The sequence below is a fragment of the Pseudomonas sp. MPB23 genome (genome assembly GCF_046605395.1).
Taxonomy (GTDB): Bacteria; Pseudomonadota; Gammaproteobacteria; order Pseudomonadales; family Pseudomonadaceae; genus Aquipseudomonas.
The window spans coordinates 5,279,766-5,303,241 of the sequence record NZ_CP176771.1; the positions used below are offsets into that span (position 1 = coordinate 5,279,766).

General features: G+C 63.1%; 24 protein-coding genes and 1 pseudogene. 13 read left to right on the plus strand and 12 right to left on the minus strand.

Annotation, left to right across the window (positions count from 1 at the left end):
• Position 1 precedes the first annotated feature (1 nt).
• On the minus strand, positions 2-1,159 hold the full coding sequence (locus ACLH0J_RS23735) for an MFS transporter (protein ID WP_411389296.1): 1,158 nt from the start codon (positions 1,157-1,159) through the stop codon (positions 2-4).
• A 242-nt stretch (positions 1,160-1,401) separates the two neighbouring features.
• Between ACLH0J_RS23735 and sstT the strand changes: the two genes are divergently transcribed.
• The gene (gene sstT / locus ACLH0J_RS23740) at positions 1,402-2,622 is read left to right on the plus strand and encodes a serine/threonine transporter SstT (RefSeq protein WP_411389297.1); all 1,221 of its coding nucleotides are present in this window, start codon (positions 1,402-1,404) and stop codon (positions 2,620-2,622) included.
• Positions 2,623-2,691: 69 nt separating this feature from the next.
• On the opposite strand, the gene ACLH0J_RS23745 is transcribed toward sstT, so the two are convergent.
• The gene (locus tag ACLH0J_RS23745) at positions 2,692-3,201 is read right to left on the minus strand and encodes a DUF1993 family protein (protein WP_411389298.1); all 510 of its coding nucleotides are present in this window, start codon (positions 3,199-3,201) and stop codon (positions 2,692-2,694) included.
• Between the two features lie 117 nt (positions 3,202-3,318).
• On the opposite strand from ACLH0J_RS23745, the gene ACLH0J_RS23750 reads away from it, so the two are divergent.
• The gene (locus ACLH0J_RS23750) at positions 3,319-3,963 is read left to right on the plus strand and encodes a YceH family protein (protein ID WP_411389299.1); all 645 of its coding nucleotides are present in this window, start codon (positions 3,319-3,321) and stop codon (positions 3,961-3,963) included.
• Between the two features lie 121 nt (positions 3,964-4,084).
• On the opposite strand, the gene ACLH0J_RS23755 is transcribed toward ACLH0J_RS23750, so the two are convergent.
• Positions 4,085-4,903: a shikimate 5-dehydrogenase gene (locus tag ACLH0J_RS23755; RefSeq protein WP_411389300.1), complete on the minus strand. Its 819-nt coding sequence runs from the start codon at positions 4,901-4,903 to the stop codon at positions 4,085-4,087.
• 156 nt (positions 4,904-5,059) lie between these two features.
• On the opposite strand from ACLH0J_RS23755, the gene ACLH0J_RS23760 reads away from it, so the two are divergent.
• The 3 genes from ACLH0J_RS23760 (at position 5,060) to ACLH0J_RS23770 (ending at position 6,116) form a co-directional block, all read left to right on the plus strand.
• Positions 5,060-5,416, plus strand: coding sequence for a hypothetical protein (locus ACLH0J_RS23760; RefSeq protein ID WP_078835611.1), 357 nt, complete (start codon positions 5,060-5,062; stop codon positions 5,414-5,416).
• 231 nt (positions 5,417-5,647) lie between these two features.
• On the plus strand, positions 5,648-5,842 hold the full coding sequence (locus tag ACLH0J_RS23765) for a hypothetical protein (RefSeq protein WP_411389301.1): 195 nt from the start codon (positions 5,648-5,650) through the stop codon (positions 5,840-5,842).
• A gap of 91 nt (positions 5,843-5,933) precedes the next feature.
• The gene (locus ACLH0J_RS23770) at positions 5,934-6,116 is read left to right on the plus strand and encodes a hypothetical protein (protein ID WP_411389302.1); all 183 of its coding nucleotides are present in this window, start codon (positions 5,934-5,936) and stop codon (positions 6,114-6,116) included.
• Between the two features lie 3 nt (positions 6,117-6,119).
• Here the strand turns inward: ACLH0J_RS23770 and ACLH0J_RS23775 are convergent, their stop codons facing one another.
• Positions 6,120-7,187 (minus strand): AI-2E family transporter, encoded by a 1,068-nt coding sequence (locus ACLH0J_RS23775; RefSeq protein WP_411389303.1) that lies wholly within the window; start codon positions 7,185-7,187, stop codon positions 6,120-6,122.
• 162 nt (positions 7,188-7,349) lie between these two features.
• Between ACLH0J_RS23775 and yegQ the strand changes: the two genes are divergently transcribed.
• A complete protein-coding gene (gene yegQ, locus ACLH0J_RS23780; RefSeq protein WP_411389304.1) occupies positions 7,350-8,669 on the plus strand; it encodes a tRNA 5-hydroxyuridine modification protein YegQ in 1,320 nt (439 codons plus the stop codon).
• Between the two features lie 5 nt (positions 8,670-8,674).
• On the opposite strand, the gene ACLH0J_RS23785 is transcribed toward yegQ, so the two are convergent.
• The 7 genes and pseudogenes from ACLH0J_RS23785 to ACLH0J_RS23815 form a co-directional block, all read right to left on the minus strand.
• A complete protein-coding gene (locus tag ACLH0J_RS23785; RefSeq protein ID WP_411392883.1) occupies positions 8,675-9,496 on the minus strand; it encodes a methyl-accepting chemotaxis protein in 822 nt (273 codons plus the stop codon).
• Between the two features lie 36 nt (positions 9,497-9,532).
• Positions 9,533-10,354: pseudogene (locus tag ACLH0J_RS23790) on the minus strand (cache domain-containing protein); the annotation flags it as partial.
• A 143-nt stretch (positions 10,355-10,497) separates the two neighbouring features.
• On the minus strand, positions 10,498-11,817 hold the full coding sequence (locus ACLH0J_RS23795; RefSeq protein WP_411392884.1) for a Na+/H+ antiporter family protein: 1,320 nt from the start codon (positions 11,815-11,817) through the stop codon (positions 10,498-10,500).
• 205 nt (positions 11,818-12,022) lie between these two features.
• On the minus strand, positions 12,023-13,342 hold the full coding sequence (locus tag ACLH0J_RS23800) for a sensor histidine kinase (protein WP_411389305.1): 1,320 nt from the start codon (positions 13,340-13,342) through the stop codon (positions 12,023-12,025).
• Positions 13,339-14,007 carry a response regulator transcription factor gene (locus tag ACLH0J_RS23805; RefSeq protein WP_411389306.1) on the minus strand — a complete coding sequence of 223 codons (669 nt, stop codon included), beginning with the start codon at positions 14,005-14,007 and terminating at the stop codon, positions 13,339-13,341. The genes ACLH0J_RS23800 and ACLH0J_RS23805 overlap by 4 nt, the downstream gene beginning before the upstream one ends.
• Positions 14,007-14,318 carry a PepSY domain-containing protein gene (locus ACLH0J_RS23810; RefSeq protein ID WP_411389307.1) on the minus strand — a complete coding sequence of 104 codons (312 nt, stop codon included), beginning with the start codon at positions 14,316-14,318 and terminating at the stop codon, positions 14,007-14,009. Before ACLH0J_RS23810 ends, ACLH0J_RS23805 begins: the two co-directional genes overlap by 1 nt.
• The gene (locus ACLH0J_RS23815) at positions 14,318-14,620 is read right to left on the minus strand and encodes a PepSY domain-containing protein (protein WP_411389308.1); all 303 of its coding nucleotides are present in this window, start codon (positions 14,618-14,620) and stop codon (positions 14,318-14,320) included. The genes ACLH0J_RS23810 and ACLH0J_RS23815 overlap by 1 nt, the downstream gene beginning before the upstream one ends.
• 159 nt (positions 14,621-14,779) lie before the next feature.
• On the opposite strand from ACLH0J_RS23815, the gene ACLH0J_RS23820 reads away from it, so the two are divergent.
• The 6 genes from ACLH0J_RS23820 (at position 14,780) to codA (ending at position 20,979) form a co-directional block, all read left to right on the plus strand.
• Positions 14,780-15,859: a patatin-like phospholipase family protein gene (locus ACLH0J_RS23820; RefSeq protein WP_411389309.1), complete on the plus strand. Its 1,080-nt coding sequence runs from the start codon at positions 14,780-14,782 to the stop codon at positions 15,857-15,859.
• 118 nt (positions 15,860-15,977) lie between these two features.
• Positions 15,978-16,334 carry a 6-carboxytetrahydropterin synthase QueD gene (queD, locus tag ACLH0J_RS23825; protein ID WP_003237990.1) on the plus strand — a complete coding sequence of 119 codons (357 nt, stop codon included), beginning with the start codon at positions 15,978-15,980 and terminating at the stop codon, positions 16,332-16,334.
• A 96-nt stretch (positions 16,335-16,430) separates the two neighbouring features.
• The gene (locus tag ACLH0J_RS23830; protein ID WP_411389310.1) at positions 16,431-17,054 is read left to right on the plus strand and encodes an NUDIX hydrolase; all 624 of its coding nucleotides are present in this window, start codon (positions 16,431-16,433) and stop codon (positions 17,052-17,054) included.
• Positions 17,055-17,245: 191 nt separating this feature from the next.
• On the plus strand, positions 17,246-18,514 hold the full coding sequence (codB, locus tag ACLH0J_RS23835; protein ID WP_411389311.1) for a cytosine permease: 1,269 nt from the start codon (positions 17,246-17,248) through the stop codon (positions 18,512-18,514).
• Positions 18,511-19,716 carry a PucR family transcriptional regulator gene (locus tag ACLH0J_RS23840; protein WP_411389312.1) on the plus strand — a complete coding sequence of 402 codons (1,206 nt, stop codon included), beginning with the start codon at positions 18,511-18,513 and terminating at the stop codon, positions 19,714-19,716. The genes codB and ACLH0J_RS23840 overlap by 4 nt, the downstream gene beginning before the upstream one ends.
• Before the next feature lie 27 nt (positions 19,717-19,743).
• Entirely contained in the window at positions 19,744-20,979 is a 1,236-nt protein-coding gene (gene codA / locus ACLH0J_RS23845; RefSeq protein WP_411389313.1) for a cytosine deaminase, read from the plus strand.
• Positions 20,980-20,985: 6 nt separating this feature from the next.
• Here the strand turns inward: codA and ACLH0J_RS23850 are convergent, their stop codons facing one another.
• Positions 20,986-21,975 (minus strand): diaminopimelate epimerase, encoded by a 990-nt coding sequence (locus ACLH0J_RS23850; RefSeq protein WP_411389314.1) that lies wholly within the window; start codon positions 21,973-21,975, stop codon positions 20,986-20,988.
• A 349-nt stretch (positions 21,976-22,324) separates the two neighbouring features.
• On the opposite strand from ACLH0J_RS23850, the gene ACLH0J_RS23855 reads away from it, so the two are divergent.
• Entirely contained in the window at positions 22,325-23,476 is a 1,152-nt protein-coding gene (locus ACLH0J_RS23855; RefSeq protein WP_411389315.1) for an MFS transporter, read from the plus strand.

Sequence of the window (23,476 nt, forward strand, 5' to 3'; positions counted from 1 at the left end):
CTCAGGCATTGGAGGCGACCGCTTGCTTGGCGGTCATCAGCCATAGCGCCAGCAGGATCGACACCAGGATGAACCCCGAGGCCGCAAACCCCAGGCTTTCCAGGCCCAGGGTGTCGATCACATGCCCACCGACCAAAGCCCCCAGACCAATACCGAGGTTCCCCCCGGCAATATTCAGCGACGCGGCAAATGCCGGCGCATGCGGCGCGGCCTTCATCAAGCGCACATGGCTGACCAGGAACATCGCCGCCTGGGTCACGCCCCACACGGCCATCGCCGCCGCCAGGCCGACAGTGGAGTGAATCGCCGGCACCAGCGCGACCATGCCCGCGATCATGAAACCGCAGAACACCATGGAGGCGATCAGCGGGTGACGATCCACCGCGCGCCCCCCCAAAGAGTTGCCGATCAGCCCTACCGCTCCGAAGCCCATCAGGCACCAGCCAACCAGGGTGCCGTCGAAGCCGGCCAGGCGCTCAAGGATGTCCGCCAGGTAGGTGTAGGCGGTGAACATGCCGCTGAACACCAGGATCGACAGCAGGATATGCCCCTGCATCAGCGGGTTGCGCAGGATCTTGAACTGCGAGCGCAACGTCACCTGATCATTCTTCGGCGTGGTCACCGGCAGGTAGATGAACAGCAGCAAGGCCTTGACCAGCGCCACCGCCGCGAGGAGGGCAAACGCGGTGCGCCAGCCGAACATATCGGAAATCAGCGTGCCCACCGGAATACCGAACACCGTCGCACAAACGATGCCGAAGCCGATCTTCTCAATGGCGCGCCCGGCGTATTCGGGGCCGACGATATCCACCGCCGTCTCACTGGCCAGGGCCCAGAACACCGGCAAGCCCAAGGCCGGGATCAACCGCGCCAGGGCCATCACCCAGATATTCAGCGCCAGCGCCGCCACGGTATTGGCCACGCCAAACAGGATCAGGATGCTGATAAACAGGCGTTTGCGTGGGAAACGGGCGAAGTACGCCGTCAGAAACGGCCCGAAGGCTGCCACGGTAAACGCGAACAGGGTCACCAGCAGCCCGGCCTGGGACACGCTGACGTTCAAGTCCCGAGCAATGGACGGCAGCAGACCGACGATGATGAATTCCGTGGTCAGCACGGTAAAGCCGGCGGCCGACAGCAGCAGGATCGGAAACAACATGAAAACTCCAGAAACAAAGACATCAGCGACAGCCCGAAGGGCCCGCTGACGGATAGGAAAGATGAGAGGCGAGAATCTTAACAGAACATGTCCGCCCTTGGCGAAAGCCCACGCACGCGGGTGACGGAATGCCGCAGCAATCGGGACCCGTCCTACAGCATGTTAGACTCCGCGCCCTGCACGCTACCCCCCTGCTCTTCATGCACCGCTTCGCCCTATTAAAAAAATTCGAGACAACGTTTATGACTGCTGCCCCTTCCCTCCTGCAACGACTGGCGCGCGTCAGCCTGGTCACGCAAATCGTCATCGGCCTGGTCGCCGGTATCCTGCTGGCCCTGCTGCTGCCCGAGGCGGCCAGGGCCACCGGATTTATCGGCAAGGTGTTCGTCACGGCGCTCAAGGCCGTGGCGCCGATCCTCGTGTTTGTGCTGGTCATGGCGTCGATCGCCAACCATAAGCACGGCCAGGAAACCCATATCCGCCCGATCCTGTTCCTGTATGTGCTCGGCACCTTCGCCGCAGCGGTGGTCGCAGTGATCGCCAGCACGCTGTTTCCCTCAGCACTGGTACTCGCCACCCATGACGCGACTGTCAGCGCCCCTGGCGGCATCGGCGAAGTGTTGCAAAGCCTGCTGCTCAGCGTGGTGGACAACCCGGTAAGCGCCCTGATGAATGCCAATTTCATCGGCATCCTGGCCTGGGCCATCGGCATGGGCATAGCCATTCGCCACGCTGGCGAAACCACTCGCACCGTGCTCGACGACCTGTCCAACGGCGTGACCCTGATTGTGCGCGTGGTAATCCGCTTCGCGCCCCTGGGCATTTTCGGCCTGGTGGCCTCGACCCTGGCCACCTCCGGGTTCGGCGCCCTGCTCGGCTATGCGCACCTGCTGGTGGTGCTGATCGGTTGCATGCTGTTCGTGGCGCTGGTGATCAACCCGGCCATCGTGTTCTGGAAACTGCGACGCAACCCTTACCCGCTGGTGCTGATGTGCCTGCGCGAAAGTGGCATCACTGCCTTCTTTACCCGCAGCTCGGCGGCGAACATCCCGGTGAACCTGGCATTGAGCAAACGCCTGGGCCTACATGAAGACACCTATTCGGTGTCGATCCCGCTGGGCGCCACTATCAATATGGCCGGTGCTGCGATCACCATCACCGTGCTGACCCTGGCAGCGGTACACACCCTGGGCATCGTCATCGACCTGCCCACTGCCGTGCTGCTCAGCGTGGTCGCGGCCATCTGTGCGTGCGGCGCGTCGGGTGTGGCCGGCGGCTCGCTGCTGCTGATCCCCCTGGCGTGCAGCCTGTTCGGCATTCCCAGCGAAATCGCCATGCAAGTGGTGGCCGTCGGTTTCATCATCGGTGTGCTGCAGGATTCGGCGGAGACGGCGCTCAACTCGTCCACCGACGTGTTGTTTACCGCGGCCGCGTGCTTGGGCAAGGAAGAGCAGTTGGCTTAAACACCAGGCGAAAAAAAGCCCGGGGGCGTTCGTTGCAGAACGGCCGCGGGCTTTTTTGTAACTGGGTGCTTAGAACGCGCCCATGTAGTCACGCTTGCCCACTTCCACACCGTTATGGCGCAGCAAAGCGTACGCGGTGGTGACGTGGAAGAAGAATTGCGGCAGGCCGTAGGTCAGCAGGTAGGACTGGCCGCTGAAGCGCTTCTCTTTCGGGGTGCCTGGGCGGGTGATGATCTCGATGCCTTCCTTGCCGTCGACTTGCTCGGGCTTGATGGTGTCGATGAATGCCAGGACCTTGGCGATCAGCGCTTGCAGGTCGGCGAAGGTCACTTCGGTATCGTCGTATTTCGGCGCTTCAATCTCGGCCAGGCGCGCGGAAACGCCCTTGGCGAAGTCGACGGCGATCTGCACCTGGCGTACCAGTTGGAACATGTCCGGGAACAGGCGCGCTTGCAGCAGGGCGTTGGGTTCGATGTTCTTGGCGGTGGCGTGGGCCTCGGCCTTGCTCAACACACCGCTCAGGGCGGTGAGCATCTGCTTGAAGACTGGAATGGAGGCGGCATACAGGGAAATAGTCATGGCAGTCTCGTGGGTAGTGGCAGGGTTGGAAGCAACGGCGATTATAGCCATGCCCGCTGCTTGTCTTTTATTTTTTCAGGATTAGGCTAGTGGCCTTCACTGCATAGGGAAAGCGCGATGACCGCCGAGCACGACACCGAGACCCCTGAGCCGCGCCTGAACAGCACGGAAATCCGCATCCTGGGCTGCCTGATCGAAAAACAGGCGACCAACCCGGAAACCTACCCCCTGACCCTCAATGCCCTGGTGCTGGCCTGCAACCAGAAAACCAGTCGCGAGCCGGTGATGAACTTGAGCCAGGGCCAGGTCGGCCAAAGCCTGCGTGTGCTGGAAGGCCAAGGCTTCACCCGCCTGGTGATGGGCAGCCGCGCCGACCGTTGGGAACATCGCGTGGACAAGGCGCTGGAACTGGTGCCGGCCCAAGTGATCCTGACCGGCCTGCTGTTCTTGCGCGGACCGCAGACGGTCAATGAATTGCTGACCCGCAGCGGGCGCATGCATGACTTTGAAGATGCCGAGCAGGTGGTGCATCAGTTGGAGCGCCTGATTGCACGAGGGCTGGCGCTGTTGGTGCCACGCCAGGCGGGGCAACGGGAAGATCGTTATACCCATGCGCTGGGGGACCCGGCGGAGATCGAGGCGATTATGGCGGCGCGGGGCAGTCCGGTGGAGCGTGGGGCTGGCGGGGTTTCAGTTGAACGCATTGAAGAGCTGGAAGCCCGGATTGCCGCCCTGGAAGAGCGGCTGGCACGCCTGGAATAGAGGCTCTGCAGGAGCGAACCTGTTCGCGTTGGACCTGAGAGTGCCGTGGAGGGGCCAGGTTTAACGGGGTAAGGTTGACGATTTTCGCGAGCAAGCTCGCTCCTATTACAGAAAAGCGCGTTTACGCACGGGCGAAGACCACGGCTTTTTCGAACTGTTCCTGGGTCGGGCGCACGCCGGTATAGAGCACAAATTGCTCCAATGCCTGAATCGCGATGACTTCCAGCCCGGTAATCACCCGCTTGCCTTGTGCCCTTCCCCGCACGATCAGCGGCGTTTCGGCGGGAATCGCCACCACATCGAAGAGAGTCTCCGCTGCGTCCACAGCATCCGCCTCGAACGCCAGGGCATCCGCCTCAGCCCCGCCGGTCATGCCGATGGGCGTCACGTTGATCAGCATCTGCGGGCGCAAGTCAGCCAGGTCCGCCTGCCACTCGTACCCCAGGTTCTGCGCCAGTGCGCGGCCCGCCGCTTCGTTGCGCGCGACGATCACGCCGTTGGCATAACCGCCATCGCGCAACGCACTGGCCACGGCTTTGGCCATGCCGCCGCTGCCACGCAAGGCGAACGTCGATGCCTTGGGCACAGCGTGCCTTTTGAGCAATTGTTCAACAGCGATGTAGTCCGTGTTGTAGGCCTTGAGATGGCCGTCGGTATTGACGATGGTGTTCAGCGAGTCGATGGCTTGAACTGAATCGTCGAGTTCGTCCACTAAGGCAATGGCAGCTTCCTTGAAAGGCATGGAAACCCCGCAACCCCGCACGCCCAGCGCGCGGATACCACCTATCGCACCAGGCAAGTCCTGGCTGCTGAAGGCTTTATAGTAAAAATTCAGCCCTAGTTGTTCGTACAGATGATTATGAAAACGCAGGCCGAAATTTCCGGGGCGCGCCGACAGTGACATGCACAGTTGAGTGTCCTTGTTGGGATGCATCTGCATGGATAACTCCTTTGAGTAAGCAAATCGGTACAGACCTTACACAACCTTTACCTATCGCCCGTGCTGTTTTTCAGAAATACGTTGTCTTAAAAGTATCCCCGCGACATTACTTGAGTCTATTGATTGCAGACCACAAGCGCAGGGGCTAACCGAGGAATGACCATGATTCGTAAAATCCCCAAGATCGCCTTGCTTATCGGTGCACTCGCTATGGCAGGCCAAGCTTCCGCCCACGGTGGTGGCGGATGGGGTGGCCCGGCCGTTCTGGGTGCGTTGGTCGGTGCCGCCGTTGTAGGCTCCGTGGTGGCCAGCCAGCCCCGGGAAGTCTATGTGCAGCAGCCGGTGTATGTGCAGCCGCAGCCAGTCTATGCCGCGCCGCCGCCGGTGTATTACGCCCCACCACCACCGGTGTATGTGCAACAGCAGGTGTATTACCGCCCGGCGCCGGTCTATTACGGCCCACCGCGTGGTTACTACGGCCCTCCCCACGGCTACTACGGTCGTGGCTGGTAACCGGCCATCGTCCTGCATGAAACAGGCCTCGCCTTCGCGCGAGGCCTTTTTTTGCGCGCAAAGTCCGGATTTATCGCGCCAAGGTCGCTATGAGGACAATGCTCCGGGTTCAATCCCACATTATTGACACCAATGTCTACTTGCCTGATCGGGACTCGCGCTGTCATGTTTGCGTCACGACACACGCCCATTCTCGAGCCTGTCCGCCCCAAACAATAAGGACGACTGACCATGCCCACACAAAACCCGCACCGCACCGCTGGACTCTGTACGTCCAGCAAGGTCTACAGTGCCCTCACCGAACTCAAGCACCTGGAAGGCCATCGCAGTGCCAAATTCCTTGCGCTGCTGACGGAAAACCTGGTGCTCAAAGGCCTGCTCAGCGAGCACGAAGTCGTGAACATGCTCGATCATGTGGTGGAATGACGCCTGGCGTCGATGTCGACTATCAAGGCAGGTGATTTTTCCTACGCGCCGGCCCCCCGTAAGGTGACCTCCATCGCAATTGGAGGTCCTTATGCCCACTGTCCAGATCATGTCTGTCATCGGCAGCGCCGTCCCCGCCCCTCTACGGGCGCTGGGGTTGCTCGCCTGCTGGTACCTGGTGAGCGATGGCGAGACCATCAGCGGCCCGCTCACATCCCTTTGCGCCGCCGAAAAACAGCTGCAACACGCCTCGAGGTTCAGGCTCCACGCTTGAAGCTCATGGTAATGGCAGTTTGACCCGCGGCTTGCTTTCGACAAACAGCGCCCAGCTCGAGATGAATAACGCCGCCACCAGCGGCCCGATCACGAACCCATTGAGGCCGAACACCGACAGCCCGCCCAAGGTCGAGATCAGGATCAGGTAGTCCGGCATCTTCGTGTCCTTGCCCACCAGCACCGGGCGCAGCACGTTGTCCACCAGGCCGATCACGAAGACACCGAACAAGGCCAGCACCACGCCCTGCCAGGTTGAACCACTCAACAGGAAATAGGCGGCCACCGGGCCCCAGACAATGCCTGCGCCCACCGCCGGCAGCAGCGACAGAAACGCCATCAGTACCGCCCAGAGCAACGCACTGGGAATGTCCAGGAACCAGAAGATCAAACCGCCCAGCGCGCCCTGGGTCACGGCCACCAGCACGTTGCCCTTGACCGTCGCGCGCACCACCCGATTGAACTTGAGCTGCAACCGGCGCTTCTGCGGCTCGGCCAGCGGCACCGCCGTACGCACCTTGCGCACCAGTTCCGGGCCATCGCGCAACAGGAAGAACAGCAGATACAGCATGATGAAAAAGCTCACCAAAAAATCAAACGTGCCCTGGCCGAAGCTGAACGCCTGCGTGGCAAAGAACTGACTGCCCTGCATGGCGCTCTTGACGATCTTTTCCCGCAGCCCTTCCAGGTTGCCCATGCCGAAGCGGTCCAGCAGGTGCTGGAAGTACGGCGGCAGGAAGTTCTTGAACTGCTCGATATAACCGGCGACGTCAAGCTTGCCGCTTTCGACGTTCTTGTAGAGCGTGGCCCCCTCTTGCACCAGCAAGGCGCTGGTAATGATCACCGGCAGAATCGCGATGACCAGGCACACCATCAAGGTGGTCAGGGAGGTGAGGTTGCGGTTCCAGCCGAATTTCGTCTGCAGGCGGCGTTGCATCGGGGCAAAGATGATGCCGAGGATCACCGCCCAAAACACCGCGCCATAGAACGGCAGCAATATCCAGATAAAGGCGATGGTCACCAGCACCAGCAGTAACAGCAGGGTTTTGAATTGCAGGTTGGTTTGATTCATGTCCGGTCCATGTCAGAAGAGCAAGGTGCATGTGCGCACCCTGGTGCTTAGTCCGCCGCGAACCCTGTGAAGTGCCATCTTTTGTGACAAGGGTAGACCCAGATCAATAAAGCCCGCGTCGACTTGCCCTACGCTGCCGCACTTTTGCCCCAAGTGCCGACCATGCCTCCTATTCTCGCTCCCGAACTGCTCGCCCCCGCCGGCACCCTGAAAAACATGCGCTACGCCTTCGCCTACGGCGCCGATGCGGTCTACGCTGGCCAGCCGCGCTACAGCCTGCGCGTGCGCAACAACGAGTTCGACCACGCCAACCTGGCGCTCGGCATCCAGGAAGCCCACGCCCAGGGCAAGCGCTTCTACGTGGTGGTGAACATTGCCCCGCACAACGCCAAGCTCAAGACCTTCCTCAAGGACCTCGCGCCTGTCATCGCCATGGGCCCGGATGCGCTGATCATGTCCGACCCTGGCCTGATCATGCTGGTGCGCCGGCACTTCCCCTTGATGCCGATCCACCTGTCGGTGCAGGCCAACACGGTGAACTGGGCCAGCGTAGAGTTCTGGCAGCAGCAAGGGATCTGCCGAGTGATTCTGTCGCGGGAATTGTCCCTGGAAGAGATCGGCGAAATCCGCCAGCAAGTACCGGCCATGGAGCTGGAAGTGTTTGTGCACGGCGCCTTGTGCATGGCTTATTCCGGGCGCTGTCTGCTCTCGGGCTACATGAACAAACGCGACGCCAACCAGGGCACCTGCACCAATGCCTGCCGCTGGAAGTACCAGGCCACCCCCGCGGTGGAAAACGCCACCGGCGATATCGTCCAGCAATGCCAGCCGGAGCCGACCCTGGGCATCGGCGCGCCCACCGACCAAGTGTTCCTGCTGCAAGAAGCCAACCGCCCCGACGAACAAATGCCCGCGTTCGAAGACGAGCACGGCACCTACATCATGAATGCCAAGGACCTGCGCGCCGTGCAGCACGTGGAGCGCCTGACCCACATGGGCGTGCATTCGCTGAAGATCGAAGGCCGCACCAAATCCCACTTCTACTGCGCGCGCACCACTCAGGTGTACCGCCAGGCAATCGACGACGCGGTGGCCGGTCGCGAATTTGACCGCAATCTGATGACCGACCTGGAATCCCTGGCCCAGCGTGGCTACACCGAAGGCTTCCTGCGCCGGCATGTGCATGACGAATACCAGAACTACCAGAACGGCAGTTCAGTCTCGGAGCGTCAGCAGTTTGTCGGCGAATTGACCGGTGAGCGTCGCGGCGAGCTCGCCGAGGTCAAGGTGAAGAACCGCTTTGCGGTGGGCAATCACCTGGAATTGATGACCCCCGCCGGCAACTTCCACTTCGACCTGGCCACCCTGCACAACGCCAAGGGTGAAGCCATCGAGGTAGCGCCGGGAGACGGGCACACGGTGTATGTGCCTTTGCCGGCGGAGATGGATCTGCGCTTCGGTCTGTTGATGCGCGATGTCTGAACGGCCTAGATCCTGAACTGACCCACCAGTTGGCCCAGGCGCTGGCCCAGGTCTGCCAGGCTGCGGGACGTCTGGGCGCCCAACTGGGTTTCATCGGCAACGCTGTCCACCGCCACGGCAATCTGATGCACGCTGCGGTTGATCTCTTCGGCCACGGCCGTCTGCTCTTCGGCGGCGCTGGCGATCTGCGCATTCATCGAATTGATGGTGCCGATCAGTTGCGCCATGGTGTCGAGCGAAGCACCGGCTTCGTTGGCCTGGGCCGAGGTGCCGTCGCCGGCATCGCTGGAACGGCGCATGGCCTCCACGGCGGCTACGGTACCTTTTTGCAGGCGGTCGATCATGCCCTGGATTTCCTGGGTGCTGGTCTGGGTGCGGCTGGCCAGGGCGCGCACCTCGTCGGCGACCACCGCAAACCCACGTCCGGCCTCCCCGGCCCGCGCGGCTTCGATCGCGGCGTTGAGCGCCAGCAGGTTGGTCTGTTCGGCGATCGAACGGATCACACCGAGCACGCTGACAATCGACGACACGTCCTGTTGCAGGCTGTCGAGGGACACGCCGCTGCTGCGGATGTCGTTCACCAGCGCATGGATCTGCGCGATGCTGGCGTCCACCACGCGCTTGGCCGCCTGGCCTTCCACATCGGTCTGCTGGGCGGCCACTGAAGCGCCCTGGGCGCTGCGTGCCACTTCCTGGGCAGCGGACGACATCTGGTTGATCGCGGTGGCCACCTGGTCGGTCTCGTGGCGCTGGCGCTCCATGGCGTGTTCCGAACGCTGCGCCTGGTCGGATACCTGGCCAACCAGACCGGTGAGTTGGCCGGTCATTTCGGTGATCTGCCGCACCAGGCCGTGGATCTTGTCGACGAAACGGTTGAACGCGCCCGCCAGGTCGCCCAGCTCGTCCTGGCTGGTGATGGCCAGGCGGCGGGTCAAATCGCCTTCGCCGGCGGCGATATCGTCAAGGTTGGCTTTCATCAGGTGCAACGGACGCAGGAAGGTGTTGGCCAGCAGCATGCCCACGGCGGCAAGCACCAGCACCACCACCACGGCCACGCCGAAAATGCTCAACAGCACGCCTTCCATACGCTTCTCGACCTTGGCCTCGACCACCGCCACCTGGGCTTCGATACCGTCCAGGTTCACGGACGTGCCGATGACCATGTCCCACTTCGGCAGGTATTCGGTGTAGCCCATCTTCGGCACCAGTTCGGTCTGCCCCGGCTGGGTCGAACTGTATTGCAGGTAATGGGTGCCGTCCTTGCCGACCTTGACCAGGTCGCGGTTGACGTAGACCCCGTTGGGGTCACGGTTGTCCTTGAAGCTCTTGCCTACGCCGTCGGGGCTGTTGCCCTTGAACAGCCGGATGGTTTCGGAGTCGTAGCCGAAGAAGTAACCGTCCTTGCCGTAGCCCGTGTTGGACAACAGCTTGACCACCTCGGCCCGCGCGGCGGTATCACCCGGCGCAGCGGCGTCGTAGAGCGGCTTGATGGTGCTCATGGCCACTTCCACATAACTTTGCAGGGTGGCCTTGGCATCGCTGAGCAGGCGCTGGCGGGTTTCATCCACCTCGTTGCGCGCTTGCCCCTGGAGAATCCACACGGTCGTCAGGCTGATCACCAGTGCAAACAGCAACACCGGCACGACCGCGAGGGACAGCACTTTAGCCTTCAGACTCAGACGCATGGCTTTTCTCTCTTATTGATAGCGACTTTAAGAGGTTATCGGCCAATCACATCAAACCTGTAGGCGCGAGCTTGCTCGCGAAAAACCCGAGAGCGCCGCTGGGTATCTGGCGCCCCACGTTATCGTTGACGCGAGTGGAGTCATCAGAGGGTCATAGCAGCCAGCCAGCCGAATGCCAGCAACGGAATGTTGTAGTGCAGGAACGTCGGCACCACCGTGTCCCAGATATGGTGGTGCTGGCCGTCGATGTTCAGGCCGGAGGTCGGGCCCAGGGTGGAATCCGACGCCGGCGACCCCGCATCGCCCAACGCCCCGGCTGTACCGACGATGCACACGATGGCCAGCGGGCTGAACCCCAGTTGCACGCACAATGGCACGAAGATCGCCGCCAGGATCGGCACCGTGGAAAACGACGAGCCGATGCCCATGGTCACCAGCAGCCCCACCAGCAACATCAATAACGCACCCATGCCACGGCTATGGCCGATGAACGCCGCCGAGGCTTGCACCAGCGAACGCACATCGCCGGTGGCCTTGAGCACTTCGGCGAAGCCCGAGGCGGCAATCATGATGAAACCGATCATCGCCATCATCTTCATGCCTTCGGTGAATAGGTCGTCGGTGTCGCGCCAGCGCACGATGCCCGAGACCGAGAAGATCAGGAACCCGGCCAGGGCGCCGATGATCATCGAGTCCAGCCACAGCTGAATGACGAACGCCGCGGCGATCGCCACGCCGGCCACCAACAGCGTCAGCGGGTTGTACTGCACCGCCACTTGCTCGACCCGCTCGATTTTTTCCAGGTCGTACACGCGCTTCTTGCGATAGCTGACAAACACCGCCACCAGCAGGCCGACCACCATGCCCAGCGCGGGCAGGCCCATGGCGTGGGTGACGTTGACCTGGCTGACGTCCACGCCGCTCTTGGCCACGTTCGCCAGCAGGATCTGGTTGAGGAAGATATTGCCGAAGCCCACCGGCAGGAACATATACGGCGTGATCAGGCCGAAGGTCATCACGCAGGCGATCAAGCGGCGGTCCAGTTGCAACTTGGTCAGCACATACAGCAGTGGCGGCACCAGCAACGGGATAAACGCGATGTGGATCGGCAGGATGTTCTGCGAGGCAATCGCCACCGTCCATAACAGGCCGATCAGCAGCCATTTGACGTGGCTGCCACCGCTGGCGTCCTGGCGGTCCACCAGCAGCAGCGCCTTGTCCGCCAGGGCGTGGGCCAGGCCGGATTTGGCGATTGCCACCGCGAACGCGCCGAGCAACGCGTAGGACAACGCCACCGTGGCACCGCCACCCAGGCCACCGTTGAAGGCATTGAGCGTCGCCTCGATGCCCAGGCCACCCGTCAGCCCGCCCACCACGGCGCCGACAATGATGGCGATGACCACATGCACGCGGGACAGGCTGAGCACCAGCATGGTGCCGACCGCGGCGATAACTGCGTTAATCATGGTTACCTCAAGCAGAAACATAAAAAACAGGCATGCCCGCACGTGCAGCCATGGGAAACGGCCGCCAGCGTGCAGGCGTGAAGGAGGTCTTGTTAGAGGGCGCGCACTTTGCAGCAGGCGCGGCCGCCTGTCAAAAAAGCTGTGGTGACCACGCGCGACATGACCGAGCCACTGTCGGAACAGGCTAATGAATCGGCGCGGGTCAGCCGTGGCGTTTGGGCAATTCGACCACGGCTTTCAGCCCGCCCAACGCGCTTTCCTGCAACTGCAGCACCCCGCCCCACACCTCGACGATATCCCGCACAATCCCCAGCCCCAGGCCATGGCCGTCGATCTGCTCATCCAGGCGCGCGCCACGGCTGAACACCTGGTCGCGCTGGGTTTCCGGGATGCCGGGGCCGTCGTCTTCCACAGTCAGCAGATAGCTTTTTTCGGTTTCACTGACCGTCAGGCGCACTTCGGCATCCGCCCATTTGCAGGCGTTGTCCAGCAGGTTGCCGAGCAGCTCCAGCAGGTCTTCGCGATCCCAGGGCAGTTGCAGTCCTGGGGTGACGTGGTCGCTCAGGTCCAGGTGATCGCCGTGAATCATGCTCAAAGTGGCCAGCAGTCCGGGCAGTTCTTTTTCGCAGTCGAACAAGGCACCGGGCAGGGTTTCGCCGGCCAGGCGCGCGCGGTTGAGTTCGCGGTTGAGGCGTTGCTGCACCTGTTCCAACTGGACGCGCAGCAGCTTGCTCAGTTCGGGGTGATCCTTGAGTGCCACGCTGGAGGCCGCACTCAACAGCACTGCCAGCGGCGTCTTCAGGGCGTGGCCAAGGTTGCCCAATGCGTTGCGCGAACGCTTGAGGCTGTCTTCGGTGTGGGCCAGCAGGTGATTGATCTGGGCCACCAGCGGTTCCAGTTCCAGCGGCACCTGGGTGTCGAGTTGCGAGCGCCGCCCCTGTTGCAGTTGGGCGATCTGGTTGCGTGCGGTCTCCAGCGGGCGCAAGGCGCGGCGCACGGTGACCCGTTGCAGGATCAACACCAGCAACAGCGCCGCCAGCCCCAGCACCAGACCGATCTGACGCATCAGGTGAAAGCTGTCCCGCACAGGGGTGTAGTCCTGGGCCACACTGATGGAAATAGACTGGCCGAAGCGCTTGTAGTCGGCGCGCAGTACCAGCAATTGCTGGCCTTCTGGGCCCAGTTGCAGGTTGCCCTTGAGCCCGGCTTCGGCCAGCCGGGGCAGTTCCTGGTCCCACAGCGAACGGGAGCGCCAATGGGTGTCGGCGAAATCAATACGGAAATAATGCCCGGAAAACGGTCGCTGGTAGGCCGGCGACAAGCGTTGCTCATCCAACTGCACACCGTTGGGCCCACGCACCAGCGCCACCAGCAGGTTCTCGGCATCGTTGCGCAGACCGGCCTCCAGGTAGCGCTGCAAACCGGCCTCGAACAACCACAGGCTGGTCTGCGCCAGCACCACGCCGACGATCACCATCACACTGATCAGGCCCAGGCTCAGGCGGCGCTGAATCGACTTCATGCAGGGCTGGCGCCAAACCGGTAACCCTGGCCGCGACGGGTCTCGATCACGCTGCGGCCCAATTTGCGGCGCAGGTGGTTGACGTGGACTTCCAGCACGTTGGAATCGCGCTCGGTCTCACCGTCGTACAGGTGCTCGGCCAGATGGCTTTTGGAGAGGATTTGTTCGGGGTTCAGCATGAAATAGCGCAACAGGCGGAATTCGGCAGCGGTCAGTTGGATCTCCTCGCCCTCGCGCAGCACGCACTGGCGACCTTCATCCAGGTGCAGGCCGGCGGCTTGCAGGGTGGGCTGGTTGGCATGCCCATGGGAACGCCGCAACAGCGCCTGGATGCGCAGGTGCAGCTCTTCCGGGTGGAACGGCTTGCTCAGGTAGTCGTCGGCTCCGGCCTTGAGCCCTTCGATGCGCTCGGCCCAGGAATCGCGGGCGGTGAGCACCAGCACCGGGGTGGTCAACGCGGCGGCACGCCATTGCGCCAGCACCTCGAGCCCGGGCAAGCCAGGCAGGCCGAGGTCGAGGATGATCAGGTCATAGGGCTCGCTGCGGCCCTGGTACGCGGCGTCGCGCCCATCGGCCAGCCAATCGATGGCATACCCCTGGCGCTGCAGGCCGGCCAACAGCTCATCGGCCAGGGGTACGTTGTCTTCCACCAGAAGCAGGCGCATCAGTCTTCCTCGTCTTTGATCAGCACACCGGTGCTCGCATCCAGTTTGATCTCGCGCACCACGCCGTCAATGGTCACCAGCTCGACTTCATAGGCATATTGGCCATGTTTTTTCTCAAGCTCGGCTTCCAGCAGGCGGGAACCGGGATGGCGCGCCATGGCTTGTTGCAACAGTTGCTCCAGCGGCAGGATCACGCCCTGCTGGCGCAACGCCAAGGCTTCATCCTGATTGAGATCACGGGCCGCCAGGCTTGAGCTGAACGCCATGAGCAGCAACGCTACCCGAGCGCCGGCGCATAGATTTACCTTCATTACGTATCCTGATGATTCTTGAGAACCTGCCCGGTGAGCGCGTCCAATTCAATCTCCCATTCAATGCCGTCGGCATCTTCCAACTCGACTTCATAGACATATTTGCCGTAAGCCTCGTCCAGGTCGGTATCGAGCAATGTCGAGCCCGGATGCAGGGCCATGGCCGCCGCTTCCAGGCGATCGAAGGCGACAATAGTAACAGTGGCCGGCACGGTCAGTGGCTTATCGGGGCCCACAGCCCGGGCCTGGATCGCGGTGGAGGCGATGATAACGGCGGTAACCAGAGCTGTGAGGCGTTTCATGACAAGTCTCCGTTACACAATGTTTTTCCTACGTCTGGCACGGTAGCGGCGGCAACTTAACTGAAACTGAATTGCCACCCTGACAATGCAAGGCCCGCCCCTTTTCCCACATCGTACGAGATTTTCTATAATGCCCCGCTCGCGCTCACAGAGACCGGTATGACAGCCATCCACATCAAATTCCCCGCCCTGACCCTCAAGGCCGGCAGACGCGCGTTTGCGCGCATTCGTGAGCAGGGCCTTGCGCCTGCGGATGTGGGCATCCTTCCAGGGGCGGCCGGCGGCCCCAAGGCGCTGGGAATCCAGGGCCTGGACCTGGCGCTGTTCGGCGACTGGCTGCCGCGCGCGCCCCGCGAGCGCGCACTGATCGGCGCGTCCATCGGCTCCTGGCGGTTTGCCAGCGCGTGCCTGCCCGACCCGGTGCAAGGCCTGCTGGACCTCGGTCGCCTGTACAACGAACAGCGCTTTGCCAAAGGCGTGACCATGGCCGAGGTCAGCCGCAGTTGCCAGCGCATGCTCGACGACCTGCTGGCCGGCCGCGATGCGCGGGTGCTGGACAACCCCGACTATCGGCTCAACATCATGGTGGTCAAGAGTCACGGCCTGCTCGCCGATGACCATCGCGGGCGCCTGGGGCTGGGCCTGTCGTCGGTGATCGCCGACAACCTGCGTGGCCGCGCTCGACTGGCGCGGCACTTCGAGCGGTTGATCATCCACGACCCGCGCCAGGCGCCACCGGTGCATGCGCTGCGGGACTTTCCGTCGCGCTTCGTCAATCTGGAACTGGACAACCTGCGCCAGGCGCTGCTGGCCTCGGGCTCGATCCCCATGGTGATGCAGGGCGTGCGTGACCTGCCTGGCGCGGGTGCGGGCACCTACCGCGACGGCGGCCTGCTGGACTATCACCTCGACCTGCCCTACCACGGCGACGACATCGTGCTGTACCCGCACTTCACCGACCGGGTCATCCCCGGCTGGTTCGACAAGGGCCTGCCATGGCGGCGCAGCCATCCCCAAGGCTTGCAGGATGTGTTGCTGCTGGCGCCGTCCAGGGACTACCTGGCCCGCCTGCCCCACGGCAAACTGCCGGACCGCAGCGACTTCAAGCGCTTCATGGGCGATGACCCGAGCCGCAACAAGTACTGGCAGACCGCGATGAGCGAAAGCCGGCGATTGGGCGATGAGTTTCTGCAACTGGCCGATAACGGCGGACTGGGCGAACGCCTACAGGCCCTCTAACCCAACGCCGCTTTACTTGTAGGAGCGAACTCGCTCCTGCGAGGGACGGTATGCGCGGCAAAGGATCAAGCTGTTAAACTCGCCGCCTGCCAGATACCTGACCGAGCTGAAAAATACTGTGGAAATCTTCAAAGAGTTTACCTTCGAGTCCGCCCACCGCCTGCCCCACGTACCGGAAGGCCACAAATGCGGGCGCCTGCATGGGCATTCGTTCAAAGTGGCGATCCACTTGAGCGGCGACCTGGACCCCCATACCGGCTGGATTCGCGACTTCTCGGAGATCAAGGCGATTTTCAAGCCGCTCTATGAACGCCTCGACCACAACTACCTCAATGACATCCCAGGCCTGGAAAACCCCACCAGCGAAGTGCTGGCCAAGTGGATCTGGACTGAACTCAAACCCCTGCTGCCGGAACTCAGTGCGATCCGCATCCATGAGACCTGCACCAGCGGTTGCATCTATCGCGGCGAGTAAGCCAGCAATCTGAAAAAACCACCCGCGCGGTGGTTTTTTTGTGGGCGCCATTGCACCCTTCGCTCAGCACACCACTCGCCCATCCAAGAGGTTCCCATGGAAAACACCTGGCTGGCCCAGGCCAAGCGCTTGCAAGCGCTGGCCTCCACGGGGCTGCACTTTTGCACCGATGATTTCGAGCGTGAGCGCCTGGAAGAAATTGCCGAGATTGCCCACAGCATGCTGGCGCAATTGGGCAACGTGCCGCTGGAACGCATCACCGGGCTGGTGTCGGATTTCGCGACGCGCTATTCGACGCCTATGCTCGATGTGCGCGGCGCGGTTATCGAAGGCGAGCGGATTCTGCTGGTGCGCGAAGCCACTGATGGCTGTTGGGCGTTGCCGGGAGGTTATGCCGATATCGGTCTGTCGGCGGCGGAAAACATCGTCAAGGAGATTCGTGAGGAAGCCGGGCTGACCGTGACCGCGCGTGCGCTCTACAGCGTGACCCACAAAGCCAAAGGCTTGTACCGGCCGGATGTGCGGGACTTCTACAAGTTGTATTTCCTCTGTGAGCGAACGGACCACGCGGCGCCCATGGCCGGGTCCGAGACCACCGAGGTCGGTTTTTTCACGCTGAATGACCTGCCGCCATTGTCCCGTGGGCGCACCATCGAAAGTGATCTGGAAGCGGCCTTTGCCTTTCATCGCGGCGAAATCACCCGCACGCTGTTCGACTGATCCAATTTGTATCACCACTGCACCGCTTTCGTGCCCGATTGGGCACCCCGACCACCTGCGCCGGCATTTTCCCCCTGTTTGGCTATAAATACTGTGCACCGTGCACAACGCCGACCGTGCGCACGTCACAGCCGCCGATTTGGCACGCGCGGTGCAATAGGCCTGCGTCACTCATTCAGGGAGCAAGGCACATGACGCAGCAAGATCCGGGCAACGACTACCCCTTAAGCGAAGTCCCCATGCACGCGCGCAAAGGCCTGGCGTCCACCGCCATGGTGCTGCTGGGCTTTACCTTTTTTACCGCCACCATGTTTGCCGGCGGCAAGCTGGGGGTCGCGTTCAGTTTCATCGACATGCTTGGCGTGGTGGCGTTGGGCAACCTGTTGCTGGGTATCTACGCGGCGGGCCTGGGCTACATCGCGTTCAAGAGCGGCTTGAATTCGGTGCTGATGGGGCGCTTCTGTTTTGGCGAAGTGGGCAGCAAGCTCAGTGATTTGATCCTCGGCTTCACCCAGATCGGCTGGTACGCCTGGGGCACCGCCACCGCCGCCGTGGTGCTGGGCAAATATTTCGAGCTGAGCCAGGGCAGCGTGCTGGCGTTGATGGTGCTGTTCGGCCTGTTGTTTTGCGCCACGGCCTACGTGGGTTATCGCGGGCTGGAGATTCTGTCCTACATCGCGGTGCCGGCCATGGGCTTGCTGTTGGTTCTGTCGATGTGGGTGGCCACGGTCAAGATCGGTGGGCTGCAAGGGCTGCTGGCGGTGGTGCCGAGCGGTGCGCTGGACTTGTCCACGGCGATTACCCTGGTGTTCGGCACCTTTGTAAGCGGCGCGACGCAGGCGACCAACTGGACGCGGTTTTCCCGCTCGGCCAAGGTTGCGGTGCTGGCCAGCCTGATCGGCTTCTTTGTCGGCAATGGCCTGATGGTGCTGATCGGGGCCTATGGCGCCATCGTCTATCAGCAGCCCGACGTGGTGGAAGTGTTGCTGCTGCAAGGCTTCGCCATGGCGGCCATGGCCATGTTGCTGCTCAACATCTGGAGCACCCAGGACAACACCATCTACAACTTCGCCGTGGCCGGCTGCAACCTGCTGCGCACCAAACGCCGCAAGACCGTGACCCTGGGCGGCGCGGTGATCGGCACCCTGTTGGCCTTGCTGGGCATGTACGACATGCTGGTGCCGTACCTGATCCTGCTGGGCACGGTGATTCCGCCGATTGGCGGGGTGATCATGGCGGACTTCTTCTACCGCTATCGCGGCCAGTACCCGCGCCTGGCCGATGCGCGCCTGCCGGCGTTCAACTGGCCGGGGCTGGTGGCGTATGGGGTGGGCACCGTGCTGGCGTTCAATTCGCCGTGGGTCGCGCCGTTGGTGGGGATCGCTGCCGCATCGTTGACCTACATCGCGCTGACCGCAGCCCTGCGCATCCGCGCGCCACTGGCTGACGCCCAGGCATGAGCCTGACCCTCGCCGACGTACTGGCCTTGCCGGGCCTCGAATCCATGCGCCTGCGCGCTGGCGCGGCGGGCCTGGATAACCCAGTGCGCTGGCCGTACGTGGCGGAAAACAGCGGCATCGCCGAATGGGTGCTGGGGGGTGAACTGGTGTTCGTCACCGGCATCAACCACCCGCGGGATGAGGCCAACCTCCTGCAACTGCTGGACGAAGCCTGCCAGCGTCAGGTCGCCGGCCTGGTGATTCTGACGGGGCCGGCGTATATCCAGGCGATTCCCCCACGCCTGCTGGATGCCGCCGAAGCCGCCGGCATGCCGCTGATCGAACAGCCCTACTCGCTGAAAATGGTGCTGGTGACCCAGGCGATCGGTTCGGCCTTGATCCAGTCCGAGCAACTGGGACGCTCGCGGCACGATGTGCTGGAGCGGTTGCTCACCGGCGACTACCAGTCCCTGGACGTGCTGCTGCACCGCGCCGCGCAATTGGGCCTGGCGCTGACCGGGCATTGGCAGGTCGCCCAACTGCAATTGGAAGGCAGTGAGTTGCTGTTTGCCCAAGACGACGCGGCGCAGGTGGAAGCCCAGTTGGCCCGACAACACGACAACATCAGTCGGCGCCTGCGCCAGCTGTCGAGTGTGTTGCCGGTGCTCGGGCGGGCTGGGCAATGGACCCTGCTGCTGCCGGCCCCGGATGCCGTCACGGCCCTGGCCAACCGTCAGCAACTGGCCAGTTGGTTGAACCCGCTCAACCTGCGCCTGGCGCCGCTTAAATTGTTTATCGGCTTGAGTGCCGCCGCGCATCCGCCCGGGCGCTTGGCCCAGGCGCAGGATGAGGCCCGCCAGGCGTTGACCGCGGCGCGACGCTTCAGCGAACGCGCCGGGCTGTGCGTGTATGACGAACTGGGCGTGCTCAAGCTGCTCAGCGGCGTACGCGATCGCGCCCTGCTCGACCAGTTTCTCCATGAACGCCTGGGCCCGCTGCTGCGCCACGACCTGCACCATGGCCCAAGCCTGATGCCGACGCTGGAAGCCTGGTTTCACGAGAATGGTAACCTTGTGGCCGCCGCCCAACGCCTGGCCGTACACCGCAATACCCTGACCCACCGCGTCCAGCGCATCGAAGCCCTGTGCGGCCTGACGCTGGATAACGCTTATGACCGCCTGGACATCGGCATCGCCCTGATGATCTGGCGGCTGTCTGCCTGACTGTCTTTAGCCAAGAGGAACTTGCCCATGCACATCATCAACGCCCGCCTGCGCAACCGTGAAGGCCTGCATGATCTGCACCTGGAACACGGCCGGATCGCCAGCATCACGCCCCACGCCGTAACGCCGGTACTGGGGGCCGACGACCTCGACGCCGCCGGCAACCTGGTCATCCCCCCGTTTGTCGAACCGCACATCCACCTCGACGCCACCCTCACCGCCGGCGAGCCGCGCTGGAACATGAGCGGTACGCTGTTCGAAGGCATCGAGTGCTGGGGCGAACGCAAAGCCACCATCACCCAGGAAGACACCAAGACCCGCGCCAAACAGACCATCCAGGCCCTCGCCGCCCACGGCATCCAGCATGTGCGCACCCACGTGGACGTGACCGATCCGGACCTCACCGCGCTCAAGGCCATGCTCGAAGTGCGCGCAGAAAGCACGCACCTGATTGACCTGCAAATCGTCGCGTTTCCCCAGGAAGGCATCGAGTCCTATCGCAATGGCCGCCAGTTGATGGAAGAAGCCATTCGCCTGGGCGCCGATGTGGTCGGCGGCATCCCCCACTTCGAATACACCCGCGACCAGGGCGTGAGTTCGGTGAAATTCCTGATGGACCTGGCCGAGCGCACCGGCTGCCTGGTGGATGTGCATTGCGACGAAACCGACGACCCGCACTCGCGCTTTCTCGAAGTGCTGGCCGAAGAAGCCCGCAGCCGCGACATGGGCGCCCGCGTCACCGCCAGCCACACCACGGCCATGGGGTCCTACGACAACGCCTACTGCGCCAAACTCTTTCGCCTGCTCGGGCACTCCGGGATCAGTTTCGTCTCTTGCCCGACCGAAAGCATTCACCTGCAAGGCCGCTTCGACTCGTTCCCGAAACGCCGTGGCGTCACCCGTGTCAACGAACTGCTGGAAGCCGGCATGAACGTGTGCTTCGGCCAGGACTCCATCGTCGACCCCTGGTATCCCCTGGGCAATGGCAACATCCTGCGGGTACTGGAAGCCGGTCTGCACATCTGCCATATGCTCGGCTACCGCAACCTGCAAAGCGCCCTCGACCTGGTCACCGACAACAGCGCCAAGGCCATGGCCCTGGGCGACCGCTACGGTCTGGAGCCCGGACGGCCGGCGAACCTGTTGATCCTCTCGGCGGACAGCGACTACGAGGTGATTCGCAGCCAGGGCCTGCCGCTGTACTCGATTCGCCACGGCAAGGTGCTGATGAAACGTCAGCCGGCGCGGGTGGAGTTTGTGTGAAACACCCTACGTTTGCCGCCGGGCCGTGCCGAACAGGCTGACACTCAGCAGCGTCTCGGCCTGAACCTGCAAACGTACCGGCGCGGTGCCACCGGGCATCACCACCGCGACATCGCCGCCCTGGACCCAGCCCGCACGCCACGCCGCACAAGCCACGGCGCTGGCGCTGGTGCCAGAGGACGCGGTGGGCCCCTCGCCCCGCTCGAATACCCGTGCGATCACGCGATTGCCAGCCTGCCGCGCCGCCCATTGCAGATTGACCCCGGCCGTGCAGGGGCGACCGTCTCCCGCCGGGGGCGCAAAGGCAATCGCCTTGAGTGCCTCGAACAGCGTCGGCTGCTGCATCGGCAGGTTGTCCGGCAACGCCGACACCTGCTCGACCAGGGTCACACAATGGGGATTGCCTATTCGCACGAACTGACTGCGTGCCCATTGCGGGTCGATCGCCGCCAGTTCGCGCACGTGGCTGAATTCAGTGCCATCCAGCGAAGTTCGACCAACGTCCTGCGCGCCCACCGCCGACGGCCCGAACGCGGGCAGCCCCAGCGCCAGCCAGAATCCCGCGACGTGTTCATGGACGGCAGGCTCGACCCGCGTCGCCACCGGCGACAGCGCATCCGCTTTGTCGTGATGCACCCGCAACTCACAGGCCTCGTGCATCAAGCCCTGGTCGGTGAGCGCCTGGGCAAAAATCGTCAGGCCGTTGCCACTGCGCTCGGCCAGGGAGCCGTCGGTGTTGACGATCAACAGGTCAAACGGTGGTTGTTCAGCCTGGAACGGTCCGACCAGCAGGCCATCGCAGCGGTGAGCCTTGGCCTGCGCCGGGCGCGGTGCCGAGCCCCATTCGCATTCGCTGGCGATGGCCGACGCGGCCCACGCCGTGCGTGCACGCGCCGCGTCGGCAGCACGGTCGGGCACGTCGATGCCGCGCGTGCGTAAAAACGCCGGGCTGACCACCCCGTAGATATTGCCCCGCGCGTCGTAGAACAGGGTCATGCCGCCACCTGCCTGTACATATTCATCGGTTCGTCCGTCTGGTTGCCTGCCTACAAGCTCAGCAATGTATTACAGAACACACCGGCGGTGGGAGGCGGCCTGGAAGGTGGTAATCCACCGCAAGAAGCCTGGGGTTCATCAGTTCCCACAGGGATTACGCACCTTCCAGACCGTCTCCTACGGAAACGATAACCCCTGTGTGGCTGGCAACGTCGCTGGCGTTCCGCGTTTGTAAAAATAAACTTCAGACCCGGCGATCCCCAGGGGAACCCTGCTCGCTCACCCCGGCCTGATGTGCAAGGATGTCGCGCCGGACATCGTTCGTTGAACGCCAGACCAAGGATTTTTCATGACTGCCATCCCCACTTCTGCGCCCGTGGTTCCCGGGCGACTGGAGCAAATGTCGACCCGTGTCGCGTTTTTCATCGCCGGTTTCAGCATTGCCGCGTGGGCGCCTCTGGTGCCCTACGCCAAGGCCCGTGCGCAACTGAGCGAAGGCACCCTGGGACTGCTGCTGTTGTGCTTGGGGGTGGGGTCGATCATTGCCATGCCGGTGGCCGGGGCGTTGGCCTCGCGCTATGGCTGCCGGCGTGTGCTGAGCGTCGGGACGATCCTGATCTGCCTGGCCCTGCCGATGCTGGCCACGGTCAGTTCGGTGCCCTGGCTGATAGCAGGATTGTTCCTCTTCGGGGCCGGCCTGGGCACGGTGGATTCCACGGTCAACTTGCAGGCGGTGATCGTCGAGCGGGCCAGCGGCAAGACCCTGATGTCCGGCTTTCATGGGTTGTTCAGCCTGGGAGGGATCGTCGGCGCGGCGGGCGTTTCCGCGCTGCTGGGGCTGGGCCTGTCGCCGCTGCTGGCGATCCTGGTGGTGATCGCCGTGACCCTGGCGGCGCTGCTCAAGGCTGGCCCCCATCTGCTGCCGTACGGCAGTGAAAGTTCAGGGCCGGCCTTTGCGATCCCCCATGGCGTGGTGCTGTTTATCGGTTGCCTGTGTTTTGTCGTGTTCCTGGCCGAAGGCGCGGTGCTCGACTGGAGCGCGGTGTTCCTCAGCGCCGAACGCGGCCTGAACGAAGCCTATGCCGGCCTCGGCTATGCCGCGTTCGCCCTGACCATGACCGCCGGGCGCCTGACCGGTGATGCCATCGTCCGGCGCCTGGGCGCGACCCGCGTGATTGTGATCGGCGGCGCGCTGGCCACCGCCGGCATGTTGCTGGCGACCCTGCTCCCGGCCTGGGAAACCGCGCTGCTGGGGTATGCGCTGGTGGGCGCCGGTTGTTCGAATATCGTGCCGGTGCTGTATTCCGCCGTCGGCAAGCAACAGGTCATGCCGGAACATATTGCCGTGCCGGCCATCACCACCTTGGGGTACGCCGGCATTCTTGCCGGCCCTGCCGTGATCGGTTTTATCGCCCACGGCAGCAGCCTGAGCACCGCCTTTGTGCTGATCGCGGTATTGCTGGCGGCGGTGGCCGTCAGCGGCAAAGTGCTGAAGGTCTAG

What these genes read in the sequence shown, in the direction of transcription:
- ACLH0J_RS23785 (WP_411392883.1), bottom strand. Translation starts at nt 9,496, where the DNA reads ATGACCGGCCAACTCACCGGTCTGGTTGGCCAGGTATCCGACCAGGCG.
- codB (WP_411389311.1), top strand. Translation starts at nt 17,246, where the DNA reads ATGACGCAGCAAGATCCGGGCAACGACTACCCCTTAAGCGAAGTCCCC.
- ACLH0J_RS23755 (WP_411389300.1), bottom strand. Translation starts at nt 4,903, where the DNA reads ATGCAGATGCATCCCAACAAGGACACTCAACTGTGCATGTCACTGTCG.
- ACLH0J_RS23810 (WP_411389307.1), bottom strand. Translation starts at nt 14,318, where the DNA reads ATGAAGGTAAATCTATGCGCCGGCGCTCGGGTAGCGTTGCTGCTCATG.
- ACLH0J_RS23770 (WP_411389302.1), top strand. Translation starts at nt 5,934, where the DNA reads ATGCCCACTGTCCAGATCATGTCTGTCATCGGCAGCGCCGTCCCCGCC.
- ACLH0J_RS23765 (WP_411389301.1), top strand. Translation starts at nt 5,648, where the DNA reads ATGCCCACACAAAACCCGCACCGCACCGCTGGACTCTGTACGTCCAGC.
- yegQ (WP_411389304.1), top strand. Translation starts at nt 7,350, where the DNA reads ATGCCTCCTATTCTCGCTCCCGAACTGCTCGCCCCCGCCGGCACCCTG.
- ACLH0J_RS23750 (WP_411389299.1), top strand. Translation starts at nt 3,319, where the DNA reads ATGACCGCCGAGCACGACACCGAGACCCCTGAGCCGCGCCTGAACAGC.
- ACLH0J_RS23850 (WP_411389314.1), bottom strand. Translation starts at nt 21,975, where the DNA reads ATGACCCTGTTCTACGACGCGCGGGGCAATATCTACGGGGTGGTCAGC.
- ACLH0J_RS23840 (WP_411389312.1), top strand. Translation starts at nt 18,511, where the DNA reads ATGAGCCTGACCCTCGCCGACGTACTGGCCTTGCCGGGCCTCGAATCC.
- ACLH0J_RS23815 (WP_411389308.1), bottom strand. Translation starts at nt 14,620, where the DNA reads ATGAAACGCCTCACAGCTCTGGTTACCGCCGTTATCATCGCCTCCACC.
- ACLH0J_RS23760 (WP_078835611.1), top strand. Translation starts at nt 5,060, where the DNA reads ATGACCATGATTCGTAAAATCCCCAAGATCGCCTTGCTTATCGGTGCA.
- ACLH0J_RS23805 (WP_411389306.1), bottom strand. Translation starts at nt 14,007, where the DNA reads ATGCGCCTGCTTCTGGTGGAAGACAACGTACCCCTGGCCGATGAGCTG.
- ACLH0J_RS23735 (WP_411389296.1), bottom strand. Translation starts at nt 1,159, where the DNA reads ATGTTGTTTCCGATCCTGCTGCTGTCGGCCGCCGGCTTTACCGTGCTG.
- ACLH0J_RS23855 (WP_411389315.1), top strand. Translation starts at nt 22,325, where the DNA reads ATGACTGCCATCCCCACTTCTGCGCCCGTGGTTCCCGGGCGACTGGAG.
- ACLH0J_RS23775 (WP_411389303.1), bottom strand. Translation starts at nt 7,187, where the DNA reads ATGAATCAAACCAACCTGCAATTCAAAACCCTGCTGTTACTGCTGGTG.
- ACLH0J_RS23820 (WP_411389309.1), top strand. Translation starts at nt 14,780, where the DNA reads ATGACAGCCATCCACATCAAATTCCCCGCCCTGACCCTCAAGGCCGGC.
- ACLH0J_RS23830 (WP_411389310.1), top strand. Translation starts at nt 16,431, where the DNA reads ATGGAAAACACCTGGCTGGCCCAGGCCAAGCGCTTGCAAGCGCTGGCC.
- codA (WP_411389313.1), top strand. Translation starts at nt 19,744, where the DNA reads ATGCACATCATCAACGCCCGCCTGCGCAACCGTGAAGGCCTGCATGAT.
- ACLH0J_RS23745 (WP_411389298.1), bottom strand. Translation starts at nt 3,201, where the DNA reads ATGACTATTTCCCTGTATGCCGCCTCCATTCCAGTCTTCAAGCAGATG.
- ACLH0J_RS23800 (WP_411389305.1), bottom strand. Translation starts at nt 13,342, where the DNA reads ATGAAGTCGATTCAGCGCCGCCTGAGCCTGGGCCTGATCAGTGTGATG.
- sstT (WP_411389297.1), top strand. Translation starts at nt 1,402, where the DNA reads ATGACTGCTGCCCCTTCCCTCCTGCAACGACTGGCGCGCGTCAGCCTG.